Source organism: Megasphaera sp. DISK 18 (assembly GCF_001682955.1).
GTDB lineage: Bacteria > Bacillota > Negativicutes > Veillonellales > Megasphaeraceae > Megasphaera > Megasphaera massiliensis.
Genome location: NZ_LUGJ01000023.1, coordinates 1 through 23721, shown reverse-complemented (window position 1 = coordinate 23721; position 23721 = coordinate 1). Strand labels below are relative to the sequence as shown.

Sequence of the window (23721 nt, the reverse complement as noted above, 5' to 3'; positions counted from 1 at the left end):
TTGGAATTATTCCGGAACGATGGTTTTTTTTGAATCATGGGAAGGAGGGACTTCATGACTGAATGTGAACGGCAGCTCCAGGAAATGGCCTTGTCCATTCAGGAGGCAAGGCGGGAAGCCGGCTGTGAGATACAAAAAGCCGTGCCGGAACCGTCAATGGATGCCATCCCTAACCTTGGCGGCGAAGCGAGGTCCGGTGACTGCCTGGTCAGTATGCTGGCCAGCGGCAGTAAGGGCAATGCGGCTTATATTCGCTGCGGAAGGACAAATATCCTCATCGATGCCGGTATCAGCTGCCGCCGTATTGAGAAAGGTCTCAAGCGTTACGGATGCGCTCTCAGCGACCTCGATGCTGTATTTATTACGCATGAACACTCGGACCACGTCAATGGTATCACGACTCTTTTAAAGCGAACCGATATGCCGGTCTATACGACGGCTGAAACGTGGCAGGCCATGGGACGGAAGACCGATGGCTTTGACCATCGCTTCGTTCGCCTGACGCGGCGTGTGGCTTTGAAAGATATAGAGGTGATGCCCTTTGCCATCTCTCACGATGCGGCCCGTCCCGTCGGCTACAGCCTTCGCCACGGCGATGCCAAGATTACCCTGGCGACGGACTTGGGCTACGTCAGCCCCGATGTGGCAGCGGCTGCGGCTTATGCCGATATCCTGGTGTTAGAATCCAATCACGATGAAGAGATGGTCCGAAATGGTCCTTATCCCTATGCCCTTCAGCAGCGGATACTCGGACGCTGGGGCCACCTGTCCAATAAGACGGCGGCGTCCTTTTTGGCGTCTCTTCCGACGAAGGGCCTCATGCGGGTCCTCTTGGCTCACCGCAGTGAGAAGAATAACACCCCGTCTCTGGCTCTCCATACGATGCGCACGGTGCTCGCTCAGTCCGGCCGCGTCGTGGGTCAAGATATTTTATTGCGGCTGGCCTGCCAAGACGGCAGCGTCCGCTTTCAGGAAAGGAGTAGTGACTAAGTATGCAGCACAAACGTATCATTACGGCCATCGTTGCCGTAATTCTCATCGCCGGCGGCGTCTTTGGGGGCTTTAAGCTTCGCGATACCTTTTTCTCCCCGAACGGGACCTATCAAGGGACGACGAACCAGCTTCAGGAACTGGAAAAGTCGGAATCCATTTCGAATGCCCGCAATACGGCTGTCGTTCAGGCGGCTAAGAAAGTAAGCCCGGCTGTTGTCGGCATTACGACCAAGGTCTATAACCGCGACATGTTCAACCGTAAAGTCCTCGTCGGCGAAGGCGTCGGCTCCGGCGTCATCTTCGATAAGGCCGGTTACATCGTTACCAATAATCACGTCGTCGGCACGGCTAAGACGGTCATCGTCTCCCTGGCTGACGGACAGAGCACGGAAGGTACCGTCGTCGGCCGCGATGCCAAGACGGACTTAGCCGTCGTAAAAATCAACATGGATAACCTGCCTGTTGCTGAATTTGGCGACAGCGACTCTCTTCAGGTCGGTGAACCGGCCATTGCCATCGGCAACCCCTTGGGTCTTGAATTCCAGGGAACGGTTACGGTCGGCGTCATCAGCTCCCTCAACCGGACCATCGGTGCGGAAGGGCAGAGCATGAAGCTCATCCAGACTGACGCAGCCATTAACCCCGGCAACTCCGGCGGCGCCTTAGTCGATGCTGACGGCAAGGTCATCGGTATCAACAGTGCCAAGATTTCTCAGGAAGGCGTCGAAGGCCTGGGCTTTGCTATCCCGATTAATGCGGCTCGCCCGATCTTACAGGACCTCATCACCAACGGCAAAGTTGTCCGCCCGTACCTCGGTCTCTACGGCCTTGACCAGCAGATGGCAGCTCGCTTCGGCATGCAGCTTAATGCTCAGGGCATCTACGTCTACCGCGTCGTTCCCGGTGGTCCTCTCGATCAGGCCGGACTCCAGCACGGTGACGTCATCGTTAAGTTGGACGGCACGGACGTGAAGGACTTTGCATCCCTCCAGAGCGTCATGGATAAGCATAAAGTCGGCGATTCCGTCACGGTTGACTACACGCGGAACGGCATGAACCGCGAAGCCACTATCGTTCTCCAGGAAAGCCCGCAGACCGATTCGGCTGACGACGATGTGAGCGGCAACTGATGAAGTACCATCTCATTACCATCGGAAAAATCAAGGAGAAGTACCTTACGGCCGGCATCGATGAATTCTTGAAGCGCCTCCGTCCTTACGGCGACGTCACGGTGACGGTTCTCCCTGAAGAAAAGATGCCTGACAACCCGTCGCCGGCCCAAAAGGCACAGGTCCTCGACAAAGAAGGAGAAAAGATGCTGCGCCACGTTCATGAAGGATCGCACCTCATGGCCCTCGACGTCGGCGGAAAACTCGTTTCGTCAGAAGAACTGGCAGAATCCTTCTCGGACCTCGCCCTTTACGGCTGCAGTGAAATTTCCTTCATCATCGGCGGTCCCTTCGGCCTCAGCGACATCGTCCGCAGAAAAGCCGACAAATGCATCTCCTTTGGACGCATCACCTTGACCCATCAGATGATACGCTTGATCTTGGTCGAACAAATCTACCGGGCCATCAAGATTTCCCGGCACGAACCGTATCATTTGTAAAAGAGCTATGAAAGCAGACATCCCTCACTACCGTTTGGGTAGTGAGGGATGTTTTTGCGTTAAAAATCTTTTTGAAAAGTATTGGATTCGAATCTATTCCTTTTTAGAAGAGAAGACATATTTATCTGCTCGTAATATGCCTCTCATTTCTCCACGTATTTCTGCTCTATCTACTTCATCTAGTTGAGTGTAGAGAAAGAGTATCTCAAGCTCTTCTGTGGAAATCTGACGTACAGGAGATGGAGTGACATCACTACTCGTCTCGTTGCTGCTTGAAACATCAAATGATAGGGGAGAATTGTCCATGAAATATAATAAGGGTACTTTTAATTTCATAGCATATTCTTGAACCGTCGTAATTTTAGGTATCCGTTGATTTGTTTCATATCGACTAATTACTTGTTTTGAGGTTCCTAAAAACGTTGCCAGTTCCTCTTGCGACATATTATTTTTTTTTGCGGATTTCTTTTAGTTTAGTTCCGAATTGTTCTTCCATAGCCCGCTCCTTTTTCATTAATTAAATCATGAACAGTATGTAATGTCAACTAAATGGAGACTTAATGAAATGATAAATAAGGTAATTTTCGATAAAATGGGAACTTTATTATCTCTTTAGTCACCATATGGATGATTAAAAGGGACGGTGGAAGAGACATTGAGACAATAATTATTGTGAAGACGAAGTCAGCTATTTGGAGGATGCCTTTAAGAATCGACGTTATTAGCTAAATCAGTTGTTCTTAAAAAAATTTTACAAATAAAAAATACGATGAATAACAGTTTGATATTTTCAAACTATATATCCATCGTATTAACGGGACATGTTTTCTATTTTGAGTTTTAACGTCAATTAGGTAATATTAAAAAAATACCCGAATCCCAGTAATTATGCGGGGTTCGGGCAAGTTTTCTTATGGTGGACCATCAGGGGATCGAACCCTGGACACCCTGATTAAGAGTCAGGTGCTCTGCCAGCTGAGCTAATGGTCCATGTTTGTTGTTGGTGTGCTGACCTCGTGAGCACATTTGTTATAATACACTAAATGTAAAATAATTGCAAGCTTTTTTTTTGTGAATTTTTCCAAAGAGGCCGAAAGCCGTGATAAATACGTCGAAGCCTTCCGCAATAGGGCATTTATTAAAACTTTCTGAGAAGGACCTCTCAGTTGGCAGGATAATTCTGTTTTACAGCGAAATATATAATTATCGGTTGTAATGTAAGATAAAAAATGGATTCGTGTTCATAAATACGTTTTGACATCGGAAGCGGCGTGAAACAGGGGGCTAAGGGCTATTTCCCAGTCTTCGTGTTCGACGGATGTCTGGCATTATTATAGATATATAAAGTGATGAAAGGATGAGCGTAATGGAAAGTTCAGATAGAAATTTAAAGTTATATGAGGAGGCTACGGAAAAACTCTGTGCCGGAGATTTTGACGAGGCTTTAAAATTATATGCCTTGTCTATGCACGATGAGGATGTCTATGGTTCGATGAAGGGATACAATGCCATGGGGATCACCTTTTACTTGAAAGGGGATGTTTCGATGGCTATCAAGTGCTATGCCGTCTGCAGTAGGTTTGCGGCCCTAAGTATTCCGGAGATTCTGCAGGATTATCAGGCCATGCGGAAAGGGGACACAGAGGCTAAAGACCGTTTACTGGCCCGGTGTTCCTATTTGGCAGCCGATTGGGGCTGGAGTGAGTCTAAGCTGCAAATGGATGAAAAGAGTCAGTCCCTGAATGAAAAGAATGAACAGCTGTATCGGGTTCTTTTGATGGGAGAACGGGAGGAAGACTCGCTCTCGAACAGCGAGAAGCTTCCATACAGCCAGTATCTGCTGGAGTGCCGGAAAATCGGCTATGACCTCATTTTTCATGATTTCCAAAACATGATCGATGATCGGGACGGCACGACTTCAGAAATGAAACAATGGGTCGCCGATATTTTTGATGTCGTTAAAAAGTTGGTCATGGCGGCCGATAAGGCTGAATAGAAAAGATTGTATGGCATAGCTGGTGGATTGTCTGTCTTGTATACCGGAGTAGGGCGTGTGTTCGTAAAAAATGTCGGTTGAACGAGCCTTTTTCAGGCCTGTTTAACCGGGAATGGAGCGACATATGGTGAAGGGCTGGAGTAAGGGTAAGAAGATGGAAATGGCCGAGAAGGCTGCGAAGACCGTGGCCGGTGTATCGGTGGGAGCGGCGCAGAGCGGAGTGGATTTATTCAAAAATACCCGCGGCGTCTTTTATCGTCAGAAAGATTTTGAAGCTTTGCTGACCGGCATTGAGCAGCAGGCTGTGTCCTATGCTAAGGTTCGAGAGGCGGTGGCAGCGGCTGAGTTATCGGTGGAAACGCGAAAAAACCTGTTCCTCGATTCGCTGGGGCTGGCCACGGGCAGTATCTTGAGCCGTCTTATCGGCTGGCATGTGCCTTCTGATGTACAGCAGGCCTATGAAATGGCGTATCCGCAAAAGGCGGCGGCCATGGATTTTAAGGAGGCCGTGAACGATCTCGATGAAGACCAATTGGATGGCTTTATTAGCGGCGTCAAGGGCAAACTCTTTGAAATCAAGTACACCGATTACCTCAATGACGGGAGGCTGCCGGCAGGGTACCATGCAGAAATGGCGCAGTCGGCGACCGAGCCCGGCTGGGATATTGCTATTCTGAATGCCGACGGCAATGTCGATGAGGTGCTGCAGCTAAAGGCGACGGAGTCTGCCGAATACATCGGTCATGCGCTGGAACGCTACCCTTACATCGATATCGTCTCGACAGAGGAAGTGTACAGCGAAGTGACCATGGGCGATATGGCTGAACACGTCATCAACAGCGGCATATCCAATGAGGAATTGACTCAGTACGTCCAGGATACGGTCATGGTTGGCGCCGATGTCGGTCATGAAAGTTTCCTGCCCTCCATCATTCCTTATGCCATCATCGCCTATTCGGTGGCTAAACAAAAAGATCTGTCTGAGTACAAGAAGGGGAAAGAATTTGGCCGCCGCTCGCTCCTTTCTTACGTCTGTCATGTATTGGGCGTGACCGTCGGTGCTTTTACCCATACGTGGTGGCTTATTCCCGTGACGTCTGTCGGCCTGCGCCTTGCCAATCGTCACGGTGCTAAAAAGTATGCCGCCTACCGGTCCTTAGCTCGCTATGCCAGGAATAATGACCGCGTCCTTCATCGGTATGCAAAAAAGCCGCGGTGGCGCAGTATACTGGAAGGTGTGCCGGTGTTTCGTCCGTAGGCTCTCCATGGAAAACAGAGTGTTTGAATTTTATACTGTAAATAACGATATTCAGGTACATGGCCGTTGCTCAGCTTTAATGTTTTGGCTGTCAGCATCGCGTACCTGAATTTTCTTATGGTTGCCCTTTTACAAATTCTTGATTTTGTCAATCGGGCGATTGTATAATAATAGTGGAAAATAATATCATTATGATTAATTCTTTTATATATGGTGACTTAAAGTAGTGTGAAAGTGAGCGATGTGCATGATTAGTTATAATGGCAAGGGCGGCATGAATACGCTGGCAGTCGGCCTCGATAAGAGGCTGTCGACGCTGCGTCAGCTGCCCCAGGATGACGTCGTCCTGATCCGGGCCTATACGGAGCAACACCCGGAACTTTTACAGTATACGTCTCTCCACGTATTTCACTGCCTGTCAGACGGGGAGCCGAAAACGTACTTCCTCATCGGTCTGGAGGGGAAACCGGTCCGTTATTCGACGTATGAAGATTTCCGCATGGCCCAGCGGCTGATGGCGGCGGCCATGAAAGAAGGCGTCCGCGAGCTGGCCATCATGGCCGATACGCTGGAAATGGATATGGCGTCTCTTCTCGACGGGCTCTTGTACCGAAATTATGAATTTACCCATTATAAGAGCGATAAACACAGCCGGACCGTCAGCAGCATCAATATCTTGTCGCGCAGCATGAGAGCTCAGGAATTCAATTCCATGTGCTATCGCTACACGTCGATGTATGAAGGCGTCTATGAAGCCCGCGACTTGATCAATATGCCGTCCAACGATTTGACGCCGAGGAAGTTTGCCGATATCGTGTCCGATACGCTGAAGGGCGATCACATCCTCATTGAATCGCTGAATAAATGGGCCTTGGAAAAACGGCACATGGGCGGTATCGTCGCCGTCGGCAAGGGCAGCATGAATCCGCCCCAGCTGGTATCCATTGCCTATCAGGGCGATCCTAACAGCCGGGAAGTCCTGGGCATCGTCGGAAAGGGCGTTACCTATGACAGCGGCGGTCTCTCCTTAAAGAGCCACAAGGGACTAGAATTTATGAAAAGCGATATGGCCGGGGCGGCTGCTGCCGTCGGTGTCATTCGGGCCCTCATGCTGCTTCGCTATCCGGTCAATGTGCTGGCCGTTTTGCCCCTCGTTGAAAATATTCCTTCCGGCATGGCTTATCACGTCGACGACATCTTGACCATGTATAACGGCAAGACCGTTGAAGTCAAGAATACCGATGCCGAAGGGCGGCTCATTTTAGCCGACGCGTTAACCTATGCTCAGGAAAAAGGGGCGACGCGCCTCATCGACCTGGCGACCCTGACCGGCGCCTGTGTGACGGCCTTGGGTTCGGTGCGGACAGGCATGGTCGGCAACGATCAGGAATGGATGAACCGCTTCTTTAAGGTCGCGACGGAAGCCCATGAAAAGATTTGGCAGCTGCCGGCTGATGAAGAATATGAAAGCCTTTTGAAAAGCAGTGTAGCCGACATGAAGAACGTCGGCGGTCCTGAAGCCGGGGCGATTACGGCCGGTCTCTTCTTGAAGCAGTTCGTAAAGGACGGGACGCCGTGGATCCACCTCGACATCGCCGGTCCTGCTTTCCGGGAAAAGGCCGATGAAACGGGATTTGTCGGCGCCACCGGCGTCGGTATTAAGTCGATTCTGCACTTATTGCAGGGAGGTGTACCGTGATAGTTGATCTTCATATGCATACGACCTGCTCGGACGGTGTCTATACGCCGGAACAGCTGACCAAGATGGCCGTCGATGCCGGGCTCGACGTCATCGCTATTTCTGACCACGATACGGTGGCAGCTTATGACGGCAGTCATACCTTCGCCGCAGGAATCAAGGTCATCCCGGCCATTGAAATAAGCTCTGAATGCGACGGCGAAGATGTCCATATTTTAGGCTACGGGATCAATACCGACGATGAAGCCATGCTTTCCTACTGCCGCGAATTTAAGCAGCGGCGCTTCGACCGGGCCATGGAAATCGTCGACCGTTGCCTGAAAAACGGCTATGACATCGACCGCAAGGTCGTCGAAGACATGGTTCATAAGGGCGGCACCGTCGGCCGTCCCCATATCGCCCGCATGCTCGTCGAAAAAGGCTATTTCCCTGATGTAAAGACCGTCTTTGACAAGGTTCTCTATCATGGCGGCCCCCTCTACGTACCCTATACGCGGCGGACCATCGACGAATGCGTGGCCCTCATCCGCAAGGTCGGGGGACTGGCCGTCTTAGCCCATCCGGGCCTCTTGAAGCGGACTTTGGATGAAGTCCTGACTCATGATTTTGACGGTGTCGAAGTGTACCATCCCAAGAACCGCGGCCGTTTCGACGAATTTTTGGAATTAGCCAAAAAGCGCAATTGGTATATCAGCGGCGGCTCCGATTTTCACGGGACCGTCGGCCGTTTCCCGGAAAAGCTCGGCATCTTTACCGTCGATGCTGAAAAGGTACAGGCTTTGTTGTCTCACGCAACCTAATAAAGGCAGGTGACAGACATGGAAGTTGTCGGTTTTATCGGCGCCAGCGGGACGGGGAAAAGCCACCATGCCCTGGTCGTCGCCTACGATCACGATATTCAGACGATCATCGATGACGGACTCCTCATCGATCACAACCGCATCGTTGCCGGCCGGTCGGCCAAGGATGAAACGAATCGCCTCAAGGCCGTGCGCCGCGCCGTATTCAATAACCCGGACGACGCCGCTGCCATGAAGGCAGCCTTAGCCAAAGCAGCTCCTGAAAAACTGCTCATCCTGGGAACGTCGCGGCACATGATTCACCGCATCTGCGAAGCCCTCGAGCTTCAGGAACCGTCGCGGTTCATCCGCATTGAAGACGTCTCGTGCTCGGAGGAAATCGAAAAGGCTCAAAGTATCCGCATCAAAGAGGGAACGCATATCATCCCCGTGCCGACGATGGAGCTGAAACCCCATTTTCGCGGCTATCTTTTGGATTCGATCCGTTCTTTCTTTTATGACAACAACGGCAAGAAATTGTCGCCCTTCGAGCGTTCCGTCGTTCGTCCCATCTTCAGTTATTATGGGAAACTGACGTTTTCCAACGACGTCCTTGAAAGCCTGGTCCGCCATGCTTTGAGTCAAAATGAAGGCGTGACCAAGGTCAATCGCCTGAAAGTGGCTATCAACTATAACTCGACGCGCAACGGTCTGGCTATTATCTTGTCCCTGACCATTGCCTACGGAGAAAATATAAAGAAACTCATGAGCCGCATCCGTCGCGATATCCAGCACGAAGTGGAATATACGACGGGCATGGCTGTGGAAATCCTCAAGATTACTGTGCGCGACATTTCACCGCAGCCGCCGGAAGAGGAATCATAGAGGGTATCACCTGAAAAGGGCTGCTGACGGCAGCTCCTTTTTCTTGACAGCCTGAATCGGCGGACGGTATAATAAGGTGAAGCATGTGACTGACGGAAGTGGAGTTACCACGGGGAGCATGATTCATAAGAGCCGACCGTCTGGGCGAAACGTTCCAGAAGTGTCGGTATTTTTTTATTTTGGGTCTATCAGGAGGTATCACGATGAACGAACTGAAATTAAAATACGGCTGCAACCCGAACCAGTCGTCGTCCCGGGTATATATGAAGGATGGCAGCGCCCTTCCTTTTACGGTCCTTTGCGGCCGCCCCGGCTATATTAATTTGCTCGACGCCTTTAACAGCTATCAGTTGGTCAAGGAATTGAAAGAAGCGACAGGCCTTCCGGCAGCGGCTTCCTTCAAGCACGTCAGCCCGGCCGGCGCCGCCGTTGCCACGGAGATGAGTGATACCCTGAAGAAGATATATTGGGTCGATGATCTGAAACTGTCGCCCTTGGCCACGGCCTATGCCTGCGCCCGCGGTGCCGATCGCATGAGTTCTTACGGCGATTTCGTTGCCCTCTCCGATGTCTGCGACGTCGAAACGGCAACCCTCTTGAAGCGAGAAGTATCGGACGGCGTCATTGCTCCCGGCTACAGCGACGAAGCCCTGGCTATTTTAAAGACTAAGAAAAAGGGCAATTACTGCGTCCTTCAGATTAATGCCGATTACAAGCCCCAGCCTGTCGAATCGAAAGAAGTCTACGGCGTCACCTTTGAACAGGAACGAAATGAAGCCAAGATCACGGCCGATATGCTGCAGAACATCCCTACGCAGAACAAGGACATCCCGGCGGCTGCTCAGCGCGATCTCATCATCGCCCTCATTACCTTAAAATACACCCAGTCCAACTCCGTCTGCTACGTAAAAGACGGCATGACCATCGGTGTCGGCGCTGGTCAGCAGTCCCGCGTCCACTGCACCCGTCTGGCCGGCAATAAGGCCGACGTCTGGTGGCTCCGTCAGAACCCGAAAGTCTTGAACCTGCCCTTCCGCGACGACGTCCGTCGTCCGAATCGGGACAATGCCATCGACGTCTACATCTCCGACGATTACGAAGACGTCTTGGCCGACGGTATCTGGCAGGATCTCTTTACGGAACAACCGCAGCCCCTTACGCGGGAAGAAAAGAAGGCTTGGATTGCCCAGCTCCACGGCGTAGCCCTTGGCAGTGATGCTTTCTTCCCCTTTGGCGACAACATCGAACGGGCTCATCGCAGCGGCGTCGATTACATCGCCCAGGCCGGTGGTTCGATCCGCGACGACAATGTCATCGAAACGTGCGATAAATATGGAATTGCCATGGCTATGACCGGCCTGCGCCTCTTCCATCATTAAACCGAATACCCTTGCAGCTATTGTAAGATCGTGTGCTTGAAAACTTCGGGCCCATGGTGAGACTTCCTGTCGTCACCGTGGGCCCTTGTTTTATATAACATTACCCTTGATGATGAGGAAGGGGAATCGTATTTTCTTCAGATTGTTTTGCCAAGGTTCCTCTGCGGCGATATAATGAACATATATTATAATAGATACATAAGGAGGGAATTCTATGACACAATATAGGTCGGTCTGCCCCTATGACTGTCCCGACGCCTGCGGTCTCTTAGTAAACGTCGAAGACGGTCGCGTCGTTTCGGTGAAGGGCGATGAAAGCCATCCCTTTACGCGGGGGACGATGTGCCCCAAGATGGCTCACTATGAACGGACGGTCCATTCGCCGCGGCGACTGACGACGCCTTTAAAGCGGACGGGAGCGAAGGGGAGCGGAGAATTTGAGCCCATCTCTTGGGATCAGGCCCTAGATGAAATCGCAGCTTCGTGGAAACAAATTATCGCCGAAAAGGGACCGGAAGCTATCTTGCCCTACTCCTACGCCGGCACCATGGGCATCGTCCAGCACGATGCTCTGCATGGCTTGTTTTATCGGCTAGGTGCGTCGGAACTCGACCGGACGATTTGCGCACCGGCCAAGGGGCAGGGGTTCAAAGACGTCATGGGCGGTACCTTGCCGACGGCGCCCCAGGAAGCGCAAAACAGCGACGCCATCTTCTTGTGGAGCATTCACATGATGGCCACCAATATCCACTTCAAACACGACGTCGACGCTGCTCGGGAAAGGGGAGCCGTCATTTGGTGCATCGATACGTACCGCACCAAGACGGCCGATTTGGCTGATCATTTCGTCGCCATTCGCCCCGGTACGGACGGTGCCCTAGCTCTCGGTATGATGCACGTCTTGGTTAGAGACGGGCTGACCGACGAAGCCTTTCTGTCTGAAAAAGTCCTCGGTTGGGAGGAACTGAAAGAAAAAGTCATTCCTCGCTATACGCCGGAAGAAACGGAAAACATTACCGGCGTCCCGAAGGCTGTCGTCGAAGAATTGGCTCAGGCCTACGGCAAGGCGCGGGCGCCCTTCATTCGTCTGGGAAGCGGCCAGTCCCGCTACCGCAACGGGGCGATGACGACGCGGCTCATCACCTGCCTTCCGGCCGTCGTCGGCGCTTGGGGAAAACGAGGCGGGGGAATCTTGACCTCAGCCGGCGCGTCTTCGGCCTATGATAAGAGCATCGTTACGCGTCCCGACTGGAAGAAACCCGGAAAACGTCTGGTCAACATGTGCCGTATCGGTCAGGCCCTTACGGAAGACGACAGCATCCAGAGCCTCTTCGTCTATTCGTCGAACCCGGCCTGTACGGCACCGGATCAGAATGCCGTCCTAAAGGGCCTTTCGCGGGACGATTTGTTCACCGTCGTCCACGAACGCTTCATGACTGATACGGCCCGCTACGCCGACATTATCTTGCCGGCGACGACGTCTCTAGAGCACGATGACGCCTACTATTCTTACGGTAACTATACGATCCAGTGCGGCTATGCCGTCATCGAACCTCTCGGCGAAAGCCGGTCCAACTGGCGTCTTGCCTGTGATCTGGCCAAGTCTCTCGGCATTACCGATCCCTTTTACGACCAGTCCGAACGGGACCTCGTCGATAAACTCATCACCTCGACGGTAAAATGGCCCCTTCCCGTCGATCAGGACTGCCTGCGCTCAGGCCGGCCGACACCCCTTCCCATGCCGGAAGACTATCAGACGACTTTTGCGACGCCGTCGGGAAAGATCGAAATTCGCAACGATGCCTTGACACCGGCATTGCCCGATTATATGCCCCTTGATCCCGATGAGGGAAAACTGGCCTTCGTCAACGGCGCCGATATGCGCATCCTCGATTCATCCTTTAATGAACGGGATGAATTGACGGCCAGCCATACGATGGACCTCTTCGTCCACCCTGAGGATGCCGACCGCTACGGCCTCGCTGACGGTGAGTTCGTGACCCTCAGCAATAAAAGAGGGCAGGCCGACTTTACGGTCCGTATCAGTGACCGTACCGTCCCGGGCCAGGTCGTCAGCGAAGGCGTATGGTGGCGCGAACGCGTCAAAGGCGGCGGCGCGTCGGTCAACGTCCTTACCAGCCAGCGTCTGACCGATGAAGGCCGGGGCAGTACTTTTTATGACGTCCGCGTCAATCTGACAAGTAAAAATACTTGACAGAGTAGACCGATTCCGGTATACTGTCAAAGTACGCTGTTTGAAAGGCGGTGAAGCCATGCTTGAAGATGTAGTCCGTAAGGGACGGCTCCTCGATTTGTACGGGCCGTTATTGACGGAGAAGCAGCGGCGCTGTATGGAAATGTATTTCGATATGGACCTGTCCTTGAGTGAAATCGGGGAAGAACTGCAGATTTCCCGTCAAGGCGCTTACGACATGCTCAAGCGCGCTTCCCATTCGCTGGAAAGCTATGAACAGCGGCTTCGGTTGCTGGCCCGCTTCGATGCGGTCCGGGAACAGATCGATGAAGTCCAGAACCTGCTTGAAGGTCAAGGACCCGGCGATATTGAAAGAGCTAAACAACTTTTACATGAAATAGATTTATAAAAGGAGGCCCCTCATGCCATTTGAAAGTCTGTCCGAACGATTCCAGGCGGCCTTTAAAAAGCTTCGCGGCAAAGGGAAGCTTTCTGAAGAGGATGTCAGTGAAGCGCTGAAAGAGATGCGCCGCGCTCTGCTCGAAGCGGACGTCAACTTTGCCGTCACCAAAGACTTTATTAAGAAGGTCAAAGAAAAAGCCGTCGGTGAAGAAGTCTTCGGCAGCTTGAATGCGTCGCAGACGGTCATCAAAATCGTCCGCGATGAATTGACGGAACTCCTCGGCGGGACCCAGAGCCGGATTACCATTGCGCCGAAACCGCCGACGATCATCATGCTCGTCGGTCTCCAAGGGGCCGGTAAGACGACGACGGCAGCTAAGCTCGCCAAAAAACTGAAGTCTCAAGGCAAGAGCCCGCTCATGGTAGCAGCCGACGTCTATCGCCCGGCGGCTATCACCCAGCTGCAGGTCCTCGGTCAGGAACTGGATATGCCCGTTTACACCGAAGACGGCAGTAAGGACCCCGTTGCCATTGCCCAGCATGCTATTCCCTATGCGACCAGCCATTTGCGCGACGTCGTTATCATCGATACGGCCGGGCGCCTTCATATCAACGAAACCTTGATGGATGAATTGATTCACATTAAAGAAAATGTTCATCCTCATGAAATTCTCTTAGTCGTCGACGCCATGACTGGTCAGGATGCCGTTACGGCGGCTTCTGCCTTCGATAAAGCCCTCGGTATCGACGGCATGATTATGACCAAGCTCGACGGCGATGCCCGCGGCGGGGCCGCCTTGTCCATCAAGGCCGTCACGGGCAAACCTATCAAATTCATCGGTGTCAGCGAAAAGCTCGACGGCATCGAAGAATTTCATCCCAATCGTTACGCATCGCGTATCCTCGATTTAGGCGACGTCGAAACGATCATCGAAAAAGCCCAGGCTGCTTTCGATGAAGAGTCCATGGAAAACATGAAGAAGACCATGAAGAGCGGGTCTTTCACCTTCGATGATTTCCTCTCCCAGCTTCAGATGATTAAGAAGATGGGCAACATGGGCAGCTTACTTAGCCTCATTCCCGGCATCGGGAAGTACAAGAAAGAACTCGACAAGGTCGATATGGACGGCAAGGAATTCAAGCGAATCGAAGCCATCATCACGTCCATGACGGCTCAAGAACGGTCGAGTGCCAACCCCAAAATGCTGATTAAGGACAGCCGTAAGCGCCGCATCGCTAAGGGCAGCGGTACTCGTGTCCAAGACGTCAACCGCCTCATCAAGCAGTTCATGGAAATGCAGAAGATGATGAAGCAGGCCAAGAAAGCACAAAAGAGTAAACGACGGGGTTTTATGCCTCGTCTGCCTTTTTAAATGGATTTCCCGATTTATCGTGGAAATAAGATATTCTGACAAGGAGGTGATTTTCAATGATTAAAATTCGTTTGGCCCGTTTAGGTGCTAAAAAGAAACCGATCTACCGCGTTGTCGTTGCTGATTCCCGCAATGCTCGTAACAACGGTCGTCCCGTTGCAACCCTCGGCATGTACGATCCGTCCAAAGACATGGATACTCGTCTGACCGTCGATGCAGAAGCTGCAGTAGCTTGGCTCGGTAAAGGCGCACAGCCGACAGATACGATCCGTTCTATCTTCAAGAAAGCTGGCATCATGGCCCAGTTTGAAGCATCCAAAAAGTAAGTGAGGCTGGATACTATGGAAGAATTGATTGCGTGTATCGCCCGGTCTCTGGTAAAGAATCCGGAAGCGGTTACAGTTACCAAGATTCAAAAAAAAGGCCTCGAAGTCTATCAGCTTCATGTCGCACCCGAAGATATGGGCAAAGTCATTGGCAAGCAAGGTAAAATTGCGAAAGCATTGCGCCTTGTTGTCAAGGCTGCGGCAGTGAAGGCGAATAAGAAAGTATCAGTGGATATCGTATAGGAGGTACCATGGATCAGATTACATTGCGCATTCCCGTTGCCGTTAAGGCAAAAGTCACACAGTCCCTTAAGGACCGTATCCTCAAGAATGCCGATCAGGCCCTGAGTGATATCGATCGGGAAATGCAGAACCTGGAATTCCAGGCTAAACGCATGATGACCGAACAGGCCAAAATCGATGCCCAGGGACTTATTTCCCTGCGTGCGCAAGTAGAAGAACAGAAACAGCGTCTCGTCTCGGCTCGAGCTAAAGCTCAGCACGACCGCGAAGAAGCAGAACACCTTACAATCGATTCCGAAATCAGACAAGGTACACTCGAACAGACTGTCGTTGTCAATGTCGGCGATGATTTGGAAAAATTGATGGGAACTGAAATCTTGCTTGAAGACGGCAAGATCATTTCTATCCGCCAATAGAATACGATGGCTGACTTAGATTTTTTTACAATCGGTCAAATCGTTGCCCCGCACGGCGTGCGGGGTGATGTTCGTATTTATCCCGATACGGACTTTCCGAACCGATTCCTCAAGATGAAATACGGCTATATCGACGGCAAGAAGTATGAAGTACAATCCGCTCGTCTTCATAAGCGGGTCGTCCTCATGAAATTTGTCGGTGTCGATGACCGCAATGCCGCTGAAAGGCTCCTCAAAAAAGACCTTCAGGTACCGCGGGAAGACTTGGTACCCCTTAAAAAAGGGCAGCATTACATCTACGATCTCATCGGCTCTGTCGTATACGATCTTGAAGAACATGAACTGGGAAAACTTACAGACGTCCTGCGCACGGGCAGCAACGATGTCTACGTCGTCACTGCTGATGACGGAAGGGAAACCCTTTTTGCGGCCATTCCCGACGTCGTCAAATCCGTCGATGTGAAGGAGAAGCGAATCGTCGTCGATCCGCCGGAGTGGGTGGACGAATGAGAATCGACATTATCTCACTCTTTCCGGAGCTGATCGAAGCCTTTTTTCAGCACAGCATCATCGGCAGAGCCCGGGCAGCCGGTCTGTTGGATCTGGATGTGACCAATCCTCGTAACTTCACGTATGACCGTCACCACATGGTCGACGATACCATCTATGGCGGCGGCTGCGGTATGCTCATGAAAGCGGCTCCGCTCTATGCGGCCGTCGAAGCCGTGCGGAGAGAGGTCCCGCGGCGGCGTATCATTTTCATGGGTCCCGCCGGAAAGCCCTTTGATCAGGCGAAAGCACGCGAGCTGGCGACATACGACCAGCTTATTTTGCTATGTGGCCACTATGAAGGCGTCGACTACCGCGTCGAAGAAGACCTGGCCGATGAAACCATTTCCGTTGGCGACTACATCCTGACCGGCGGCGAACTTCCGGCCATGACCGTCACCGACGCTGTAGCCCGCATGATACCGGGCGTCCTCGGTGCCGCCTCGGGAGCGGCTGACGATTCTTTCTATTCGTCGCTCCTCGAATGCCCGCAGTATACGAAGCCGGCCGTCTTTCGCGGCATGGCTGTGCCGGAAGTCCTGCGAAACGGCGACCACGCCAAGATCGAAGCATGGCGCCGAACGGCGTCCCTTTCAAGGACCTTGGACCTTCGGCCGGACCTTCTCGAACACTGCGAACTGTCACCGAAAGATGTGGAAATACTGAACAAATTAAAGGGAGACAAGCGATGAAAAAATCCCCTTTATATGTAGGATTGGTTCATTATCCCATATACGATAAGAACTTTAACGTCATTACGACGGCCATTACCAACTACGACCTGCATGATATTTCGCGGTCGTCAAAGACCTATGGCATAAAAAAATATTTCATCATCCACCATGTGCCGGCACAACTGGACATGGTCCACAAGATTATGGGCTTTTGGGAAAGTGATACCGGCCGTAATTATAACGGCTATCGCACCCAGGCCTTCGACATCGTCGATATCCGCCCTTCCATCGGGGCGGCCGTCGAAGCCGTAACCGAGGCGGAAGGCAAGAAACCTTACGTCGTTACGACCGATGCCCGGACCTATTCCAACACCATTTCCTATAAGGCACTGCGCCAAAAGCGGGAAGAAGAGGATACGCCGATTCTCCTGCTTTTTGGGACAGGGTATGGTATGACGAAAGAAACGATGGAAAAATTTGATTTCATCCTGGAGCCAATTTACGGAGCTGGGGAATATAACCACTTATCCGTCCGCTCGGCCGCAGCGATCATCTTAGACCGCCTGGCCGGCGAGGCTTGGTGGACATAAAGGGAGGCATTTGAATGTCTGGACATTCTAAATGGGCAAATATTAAACGTAAAAAAGGGAAAAACGACGCCATCCGCGGCAAGATTACGACCAAAATCGGCCGTGAAATCACCATTGCCGTCCGCATGGGCGGTCCGGACCCGGTCGGCAACATGCGTCTGAAGCTGGCCCTCCAAAAAGCAAAAGAAAACAACATCCCGAAAGATAACATCAAGCGGGCTATCCAAAAAGGCGCCGGTGCTACGGAAGGCCAGAACTACGAAGAAATCGTATATGAAGGCTACGGCCCGGCAGGCGTTGCCGTTACGGTCAACGTCCTCACCGACAACCGCAACCGCGCCGCTGCCGACGTTCGCCACGAATTTTCCAAATCCGGCGGCAACCTCGGTGCTACGGGCTGCGTCAGCTGGATGTTCCACAACACGGGCCTCTTCGTCGTCGCCCGCGATAAGGCTGACGAAGATCAGATCATGGAAGTCGCTATCGAAGCCGGTGCCGATGACGTAAAAGTCTCCGAAGAAGACTACGAAATCATCACTACGCCGGAAGCCTTCGATGCCGTTGAAAAAGCCCTGGCTGACAACAACATCGAAACGGACCATGCGTCGATCACCATGATTCCGGAAAACACGATCAAGTTGACCGGCGAAGATGCCGAAAAAATGGAACGCTTCATCGACGCCCTCGATGACATCGACGACGTCCAGGACGTGTACCATAACGCAGAACTTCCGGAAGACGAAGAATAAAACAAGTAAAACAGCAAACAGCGCCTGCCTCATTTCTATAAATGGGACAAGCGCTGTTTTTGCGTGTGGGATTTTTGTAATGGCCGATACCATTAAGATCATTCACCTATGGGGGCTACACTTGTGATTTGGCCAGGTACAGTAGAAAGCGATACGGACCATTTTCGCGGCATCACGAAAATGGTCCGTGTTGATGATTTCTTTATTATTCCTCTGTAACTCCTACTTTCCCTATGAATCGTCTAAATAGTAAAAACTGCGTTTTTTATAATTTCAATTTTGCGAGATTATAAAAATGGCCATTTTTACTATTTCATTTTTCTGAGATTGTAAAAAATGTACAATTTACGATTTGGCTAGAATACAAAAAATAGTCTTGTGAACCGATGGTCGCAAGACTATTTTTTTATAAAGTCCGAAAAGGTTTGAGTAGCCTGCATCGATTCATAAATATCAATTTACCTTGGGCAGGATTTTACGAGTGGCTGTCGAAATTGTGAGGTATATGGAATGAGGGAGATCGGCTTATTTTTTTTGAGAAAGAGGTGGAGACTGTGTTTCGGAAAATTGTCTTGTTGTTGATGATGCTGGCCTTTTACTGTGTGAGTGTTTTGGCCGGGAATATGGTTGAGGTGGATCGGGCGGTGCTGAAGATTCCTAAGACGGCTAATTTATCGACCCATGTTGACTTTTATGAGGGGAAACAGAGGGTACGTTTTGCCGGCGGCCGCGTCTATGGCGATAAGTCCGTTCATTTTATGTGCGTCAATAAGGGCGGATCTGCGTTGTGGTCCATGGATACGCCCTTAGAATCGTCCGATGCCTATCGCGCTTTTACTATCGTCCAGTATCAGGATGAAGAGACGGGACGGTATTTCTATGGAATCTTATGCTGGAACTCGATGGATACCCGCTATCGAAGCTACCTCTTGGGCCTCAACAAGGACCGGACAAAGATGAATGAATATATCAACAGCGATAATTTCAGGGAGCACCGAGAGTTACAATTGCAATCGGGCCTTTTTGAAAAAAACGGATCCCTCTATGTGTGGTTCATCGATTGGGATGTAAGATCACAGGTGCCGCCGGTCTATTATAAATTGAAGTGGTCCGAAGCCGATCAATGGATAGGCTATGACTACGTCGGGACCCAGCGGCCGTAAAATGTCCGGCGGCAAGAAGCCGTTACCGGATGAGGGAGCTTCTGGCGGCGTTAGTCTTTTGGAAAGGGAGGGGAATCTTTATGATTAAAAATATATTCCGGGCCTGCGTATTTTCAGTGGCCTTACTGATTGGCGGTATGGCCTCGGCCTATCATGCCGACCTGACGTCGGCTGTCAATCTTGGAATGGTCAAGTCCTACAGCCGTTCGGCCATTAACGTCATCGATGACGACGGCTCCGTCTATACCTTCGTCTATGACAACCGTCCCGATTCGGACTGGGGCTTTTGGAAGCAGGAAGACGACGACCACTGGCATCAATGGGCCTTTGGCGTACAGCAACCGTCTCATCTGGAAGAGTTGGCCAGCTGTGGTTTTTATGCCCTGAAAGATTTAGGAAAATTATAGGCCTTTTACAAGGGCTTGAAAAGCAAGGAAGGAAATGATAACCGATGAATCAGATGGAATGGGATCGCATGATGGATCAAAAACTATATAACCCTTTTAAGGTCGGTGATGGAAGTTTCGAGCGCGTCCATGCAGCTCAGCGCCGGTTTAATGCCTCCGATGACTTGAATGATAAGGAAGCGTTCGAAGCGCTGAAAAAGTGTTTTGCCGAGGCTCCTGACGACATGGTCTTGTTGGCGCCGGTCTACTTCGACCACGGTGATCGAATCCGCTTTGGCCGCCACTTCTTTGCCAATACGGGTCTCACCATCTTGGATGAACATGACGTCACCTTTGGCGACAACGTCTTTTTGGCGCCTCACGTCAGTATCTACACGGCAGGTCATCCCATCGATGCCGAAGTGCGCAATACCAGCCTCGAATATGCCAAGCCTGTCACCATCGGCTCTGACGTCTGGATCGGCGGCAACGTCGTCATCAACCCCGGCGTCACCATCGGCGACGACGTCGTCATCGGCTCGGGCTCCGTCGTAACCCGCGACATCCCCAGCCATGTTATCGCCGCCGGAAATCCCTGCCGCGTCATCCGTCCCATTACCGACGAAGATCATGACAACTGGCATAAACAGTGGGACGAATACAAAAAAGCAGCAGCGGAATATCTTTCGCGATAACTCCGTAAAGACTCGGTGGGATTGAAAATATATTTTTAAACAGAAATTCTATGACCATACAAACATCTCTCGAGCCTTGAAACTTGGATGGCGGCGCTAAACGGGATGCGTCTTGCAAAAGATTAACGAATTTATTTTTAGGATAAGACTGAATTTTCAAGACTATCCAGTTCATGCCGCTGCACCAAGAGCGATGACTCGGGAGAAATTCTATTTATTAAAAAGGTTGTGAAATTATGAAAATACGTCGATTATTTCCTATTTTATTGACGGTCGGTCTGATGATGACGGCCGGTGTTGCCTTTGCCAGCCATACAGCAGGGCTGCAGCCAACCCAGGGGACAAGGGTATTTTTTGAGAAACCCCAGAAAGAAAGTGTGCCGGCCCTCTCCAATAAGGCCATTGAAAGTGAACTGCAAATGACGGCAAGCCAGCAAAAGGAGACTTCCTATTACTACCATTATGTCGATCTCAATAACGATGGAATTACCGATGCCCTAGTCCTTGCCGTAGGCCCCTATACATCTGGAAGCGGCGGCAATACTATGTTTTGGCTGTCTCCGGATACAAAAGGGAAGTGGCAGATGCAGCAAAAATGGACCCTCGTCCATACACCTGTCATGCTGACCGGAAACGACGTAAATGGCTATAAAGGCATCGTCGTCCGTCGTGCCGGCGGCGGAGCCACCCCGGCCTGGATCCTCCTGACCTATCAAAATGGCCAGTATACAACGGTGAATGACGGTATCATCCTGCCATTTTCGACGAAAAAATAAAGCGTAGCGGATAAATTCCCAATGTCGAATAAATGGCACTATTTGATGAAATTCTCAATTATATGAAAACCTAGGTGCTTTCAAGATGAAGCAGAGATGATGACACAGTGTATCCCTGCTTCATTTGAACCACATGGCAAGCATGTGGTGTATGAAAATGTGTAAAAGTAGTATAATAAAGATAGTCATTTTGATGGGATAAAGGGATATTTCGCCCCGCTAAAGTGACTGAGCCGTTCTTCAAAGTTTATAGCAGTAATTATCAATATAAATCGGCGAAAAATGGCAAAAATAAAATCCGCCCCGCAAATTGTAAATTTGATGGCGTAGTTAAGCCATCCGTAAGGAGTGCTGTTAGAAACCATAATCTCCGTAAGGGGCCTGTTTTTGAACGCGCAATAGCCATGGATTTTTATGAATCCATGGCTATTTTTTATCTTGTTCGTTTTGTTATTAGCTATGAATGAATCAATTAGAAATAGGTTTGTCTTTTAGTATTTACCGTGTATCTCGCAAAATAGGGCAGATTATGATACGATAAATAATATGTAGATTAATAGAGGTTTTTTGTAATAGGGTGAAATTTTTAGAGATTTAACTTGTCGGTAACTTGCTGGAGTAAGGGGAATGAGGTCAAAAATGGCGTCATTGTCAGATAATTTAACTTGCCGGTAACTTGCTGGAGTGAGTGTAATGAGGTCAAAAATGGCGTCATTGTCAGATAATTTAACTTGCCGGTAACTTGCTGGAGTAAGGGGAGTGAGGTCAAAAATGGCGTCATTATCGGATAATTTAACTTGCCGGTAACTTGCTGGAGTGAGGGTAATGAGGTCGAAAATGGCGTCATTATCGGATAATTTAACTTGCCGGTAACTTGCTGGAGTGAGGGCAATGAGGTCAAAAATGGCATCATTGTTGGATAATTTAACTTGCCGGTAACTTGCTGGCGTGCACGGATTCCTACTGGAATTGGTATTGCCGTAAATCTATTTTCCTATTGAGGCCGGTAGGAAAAAACAAAGAAGGAAGGAAAATGGAAATCTATGAAGCAGTTAGATAAGTTAGTGCAAGAATTGTGCAATTTACCGACTGAAACACCTTGGGTAGAGTTTAAGCACAATAACTATGATGCGGATATGATCGGAAAAGATATTAGTGCGTTAGCCAATGGCGCAGCATGGAAGGAAAAGTCATATGCTTATATGGTCTGGGGAATCGATGATGAATCACATAATATAGTGGGGACTGATTATAATTTGCAGACTATGAAAAAAGGTGACCAAGAACTGGAAAATTGGCTTCGAAGTTTGTTATCAGATAATGCCGTTTTCGAGTTTCATAGTGCCATGTGTGAGGGTAAATCTGTAGGAATCTTAATCATCAATAGAGCCATGTATCGGCCGGTAACCTTTAAAAAAGTGGATTATATACGAGTCGGTAGTTATACGAAAAAACTTGATGATTACCCTTCTATTCAAGGAACTGTCTGGGATAAGATTCGCAATCAAAAATTTGAGGATCAATATGCACAAACAGATTTGAATGAAGAAGAGATTGCTCAAGCTCTGAATTATATAACTTATTTTGATTTATTAGAAAATAAATTACCGTTACCCAATAATTTATCTAATGTCCTCTATTATATGTCCCAGGCTAATCTTATCGTAAAACAGGACAATGGGCTATATGGTATCACTAACTTGGGAGCACTTTTGTTAGCAAAAAAATTATCGTATTTTAAAAAATTAAAACGTAAAATGTTGCGTGTAGTTCAATACAATGGTTCCAATAAGATGGATTTATTACGTGATGAAACTTTTGATAAAGGGTATGCAGCTATATTTGAAGACTCGATTCAATTCATTGAAGCTTTGACCCCTATGAAAGAAGTCATTACCAATGGCATTCGTAAACGAAAAACCGCCTATCCGACTACGGCTATTCGTGAAATATTGGCTAACTCGTTAATTCATCAGGACTTTTCAATTTCGGGGACAGGGCCGTTAGTGGAAATTTTTGATAATCGAATTGAAATAACCAATCCGGGAGCTCCGTTAATAGATATAATGAGAATTATTGATACACCACCTAAGTCAAGAAATGAAAAATTAGCCTCATTGATGAGGGAATTAGGTATTTGTGAAGAAGTTGGAAGCGGTTGGGACAAGGTTATTTTAAGCTGTGAACTAATGCAATTGCCGGCCCCTAGAATCGAAATATTTGAGGATGCTACGCGGGTTACTATTTTTTCAGAAATTAAATTTTCTGATTTGACCTTAGAAGACAGGTTGTGGGCCTGTTACTTACATGCCTGCATTAAATATGTACAAGGAGAACAGATAAGTAATCATACCTTGAGAGAGCGGTTTGGTTTGAAACAAAGCGGATCTGGAAGTATTTCACGATTAATAAAGGAAGCGGTAAAACAAAATTATATTAAACCCGTGGACCCGGATACGGCCCCGAGGTATATGAAATATATTCCTTCTTGGGCTTGATTTTGCAAGTGTAGATTGTCAGATGCGAAAGAGCCATGGATTCATGTACAAACATAAATCCATGGCTCTTTTTTTGGCGCCGAATAGGC

25 protein-coding genes, 1 tRNA gene and 1 riboswitch are annotated in these 23721 nt (G+C 49.8%); of the genes, 24 read left to right on the top strand and 2 right to left on the bottom strand.

What is annotated here, in order from left to right; translation table 11 throughout:
• Positions 1 to 54: 54 nt before the first annotated feature.
• The 3 genes from A0U42_RS05515 to rlmH are packed head-to-tail and all read left to right on the top strand — an operon-like array spanning position 55 to position 2602.
• A complete protein-coding gene (locus A0U42_RS05515; RefSeq protein ID WP_065360190.1) occupies positions 55 to 990 on the top strand; it encodes an MBL fold metallo-hydrolase in 936 nt (311 codons plus the stop codon).
• A gap of 2 nt (positions 991 to 992) precedes the next feature.
• Positions 993 to 2123 (top strand): S1C family serine protease, encoded by a 1131-nt coding sequence (locus A0U42_RS05510; RefSeq protein WP_065360189.1) that lies wholly within the window; start codon positions 993 to 995, stop codon positions 2121 to 2123.
• Positions 2123 to 2602 carry a 23S rRNA (pseudouridine(1915)-N(3))-methyltransferase RlmH gene (rlmH, locus tag A0U42_RS05505; RefSeq protein ID WP_065360188.1) on the top strand — a complete coding sequence of 160 codons (480 nt, stop codon included), beginning with the start codon at positions 2123 to 2125 and terminating at the stop codon, positions 2600 to 2602. The genes A0U42_RS05510 and rlmH overlap by 1 nt, the downstream gene beginning before the upstream one ends.
• A gap of 93 nt (positions 2603 to 2695) precedes the next feature.
• Here the strand turns inward: rlmH and A0U42_RS11465 are convergent, their stop codons facing one another.
• Entirely contained in the window at positions 2696 to 3046 is a 351-nt protein-coding gene (locus A0U42_RS11465; RefSeq protein WP_083122337.1) for a helix-turn-helix domain-containing protein, read from the bottom strand.
• A gap of 470 nt (positions 3047 to 3516) precedes the next feature.
• Positions 3517 to 3592 (bottom strand) — tRNA-Lys (locus A0U42_RS05500).
• A gap of 376 nt (positions 3593 to 3968) precedes the next feature.
• Here A0U42_RS05500 and A0U42_RS05495 point away from each other — a divergent pair.
• From A0U42_RS05495 to A0U42_RS05395, 21 genes are all read left to right on the top strand, one after another.
• Positions 3969 to 4598, top strand: coding sequence for a hypothetical protein (locus tag A0U42_RS05495; RefSeq protein ID WP_065360187.1), 630 nt, complete (start codon positions 3969 to 3971; stop codon positions 4596 to 4598).
• 124 nt (positions 4599 to 4722) lie between these two features.
• A complete protein-coding gene (locus A0U42_RS05490; RefSeq protein ID WP_065360186.1) occupies positions 4723 to 5856 on the top strand; it encodes a hypothetical protein in 1134 nt (377 codons plus the stop codon).
• A gap of 247 nt (positions 5857 to 6103) precedes the next feature.
• Positions 6104 to 7555 (top strand): leucyl aminopeptidase, encoded by a 1452-nt coding sequence (locus A0U42_RS05485; protein WP_065360185.1) that lies wholly within the window; start codon positions 6104 to 6106, stop codon positions 7553 to 7555.
• Positions 7552 to 8355 (top strand): PHP domain-containing protein, encoded by an 804-nt coding sequence (locus A0U42_RS05480; RefSeq protein WP_065360184.1) that lies wholly within the window; start codon positions 7552 to 7554, stop codon positions 8353 to 8355. The genes A0U42_RS05485 and A0U42_RS05480 overlap by 4 nt, the downstream gene beginning before the upstream one ends.
• An 18-nt stretch (positions 8356 to 8373) precedes the next feature.
• On the top strand, positions 8374 to 9219 hold the full coding sequence (locus tag A0U42_RS05475) for an Asp23/Gls24 family envelope stress response protein (RefSeq protein ID WP_065360183.1): 846 nt from the start codon (positions 8374 to 8376) through the stop codon (positions 9217 to 9219).
• A 75-nt stretch (positions 9220 to 9294) separates the two neighbouring features.
• Positions 9295 to 9372, top strand: a riboswitch (ZMP/ZTP riboswitch).
• A 50-nt stretch (positions 9373 to 9422) separates the two neighbouring features.
• Complete coding sequence (locus A0U42_RS05470; protein ID WP_065360182.1) at positions 9423 to 10598, top strand: phosphoribosylaminoimidazolecarboxamide formyltransferase; 1176 nt, start codon at positions 9423 to 9425, stop codon at positions 10596 to 10598.
• 214 nt (positions 10599 to 10812) lie between these two features.
• Positions 10813 to 12813, top strand: coding sequence for a molybdopterin-dependent oxidoreductase (locus A0U42_RS05465; RefSeq protein WP_065360181.1), 2001 nt, complete (start codon positions 10813 to 10815; stop codon positions 12811 to 12813).
• 58 nt (positions 12814 to 12871) lie between these two features.
• Entirely contained in the window at positions 12872 to 13201 is a 330-nt protein-coding gene (gene ylxM / locus A0U42_RS05460) for a YlxM family DNA-binding protein (protein WP_083122333.1), read from the top strand.
• Between the two features lie 13 nt (positions 13202 to 13214).
• Positions 13215 to 14567: a signal recognition particle protein gene (gene ffh, locus A0U42_RS05455; RefSeq protein WP_065360180.1), complete on the top strand. Its 1353-nt coding sequence runs from the start codon at positions 13215 to 13217 to the stop codon at positions 14565 to 14567.
• 56 nt (positions 14568 to 14623) lie between these two features.
• Positions 14624 to 14893, top strand: coding sequence for a 30S ribosomal protein S16 (gene rpsP, locus A0U42_RS05450; protein WP_044504354.1), 270 nt, complete (start codon positions 14624 to 14626; stop codon positions 14891 to 14893).
• Between the two features lie 15 nt (positions 14894 to 14908).
• Positions 14909 to 15136: a KH domain-containing protein gene (locus tag A0U42_RS05445; protein WP_044504353.1), complete on the top strand. Its 228-nt coding sequence runs from the start codon at positions 14909 to 14911 to the stop codon at positions 15134 to 15136.
• Between the two features lie 8 nt (positions 15137 to 15144).
• Complete coding sequence (locus A0U42_RS05440) at positions 15145 to 15552, top strand: YlqD family protein (RefSeq protein ID WP_044504352.1); 408 nt, start codon at positions 15145 to 15147, stop codon at positions 15550 to 15552.
• A 6-nt stretch (positions 15553 to 15558) separates the two neighbouring features.
• Complete coding sequence (gene rimM, locus A0U42_RS05435; protein ID WP_065360179.1) at positions 15559 to 16062, top strand: ribosome maturation factor RimM; 504 nt, start codon at positions 15559 to 15561, stop codon at positions 16060 to 16062.
• Positions 16059 to 16793 carry a tRNA (guanosine(37)-N1)-methyltransferase TrmD gene (trmD, locus tag A0U42_RS05430; RefSeq protein WP_065360178.1) on the top strand — a complete coding sequence of 245 codons (735 nt, stop codon included), beginning with the start codon at positions 16059 to 16061 and terminating at the stop codon, positions 16791 to 16793. Before rimM ends, trmD begins: the two co-directional genes overlap by 4 nt.
• The gene (locus A0U42_RS05425; RefSeq protein ID WP_065360177.1) at positions 16790 to 17365 is read left to right on the top strand and encodes an RNA methyltransferase; all 576 of its coding nucleotides are present in this window, start codon (positions 16790 to 16792) and stop codon (positions 17363 to 17365) included. The genes trmD and A0U42_RS05425 overlap by 4 nt, the downstream gene beginning before the upstream one ends.
• 14 nt (positions 17366 to 17379) lie before the next feature.
• The gene (locus A0U42_RS05420) at positions 17380 to 18114 is read left to right on the top strand and encodes a YebC/PmpR family DNA-binding transcriptional regulator (RefSeq protein ID WP_065360176.1); all 735 of its coding nucleotides are present in this window, start codon (positions 17380 to 17382) and stop codon (positions 18112 to 18114) included.
• A 554-nt stretch (positions 18115 to 18668) separates the two neighbouring features.
• Positions 18669 to 19277, top strand: coding sequence for a hypothetical protein (locus A0U42_RS05415; protein WP_065360175.1), 609 nt, complete (start codon positions 18669 to 18671; stop codon positions 19275 to 19277).
• Positions 19278 to 19357: 80 nt separating this feature from the next.
• Positions 19358 to 19684 carry a hypothetical protein gene (locus A0U42_RS05410; RefSeq protein ID WP_065360174.1) on the top strand — a complete coding sequence of 109 codons (327 nt, stop codon included), beginning with the start codon at positions 19358 to 19360 and terminating at the stop codon, positions 19682 to 19684.
• Positions 19685 to 19728: 44 nt separating this feature from the next.
• Positions 19729 to 20358, top strand: a complete 630-nt coding sequence (locus A0U42_RS05405) for a sugar O-acetyltransferase (RefSeq protein ID WP_255304111.1) — start codon at positions 19729 to 19731, stop codon at positions 20356 to 20358.
• 236 nt (positions 20359 to 20594) lie between these two features.
• Positions 20595 to 21134 carry a hypothetical protein gene (locus tag A0U42_RS05400; protein WP_065360173.1) on the top strand — a complete coding sequence of 180 codons (540 nt, stop codon included), beginning with the start codon at positions 20595 to 20597 and terminating at the stop codon, positions 21132 to 21134.
• A gap of 1043 nt (positions 21135 to 22177) precedes the next feature.
• Complete coding sequence (locus tag A0U42_RS05395; protein WP_065360172.1) at positions 22178 to 23632, top strand: ATP-binding protein; 1455 nt, start codon at positions 22178 to 22180, stop codon at positions 23630 to 23632.
• The last annotated feature ends 89 nt before the right edge of the window (positions 23633 to 23721 follow it).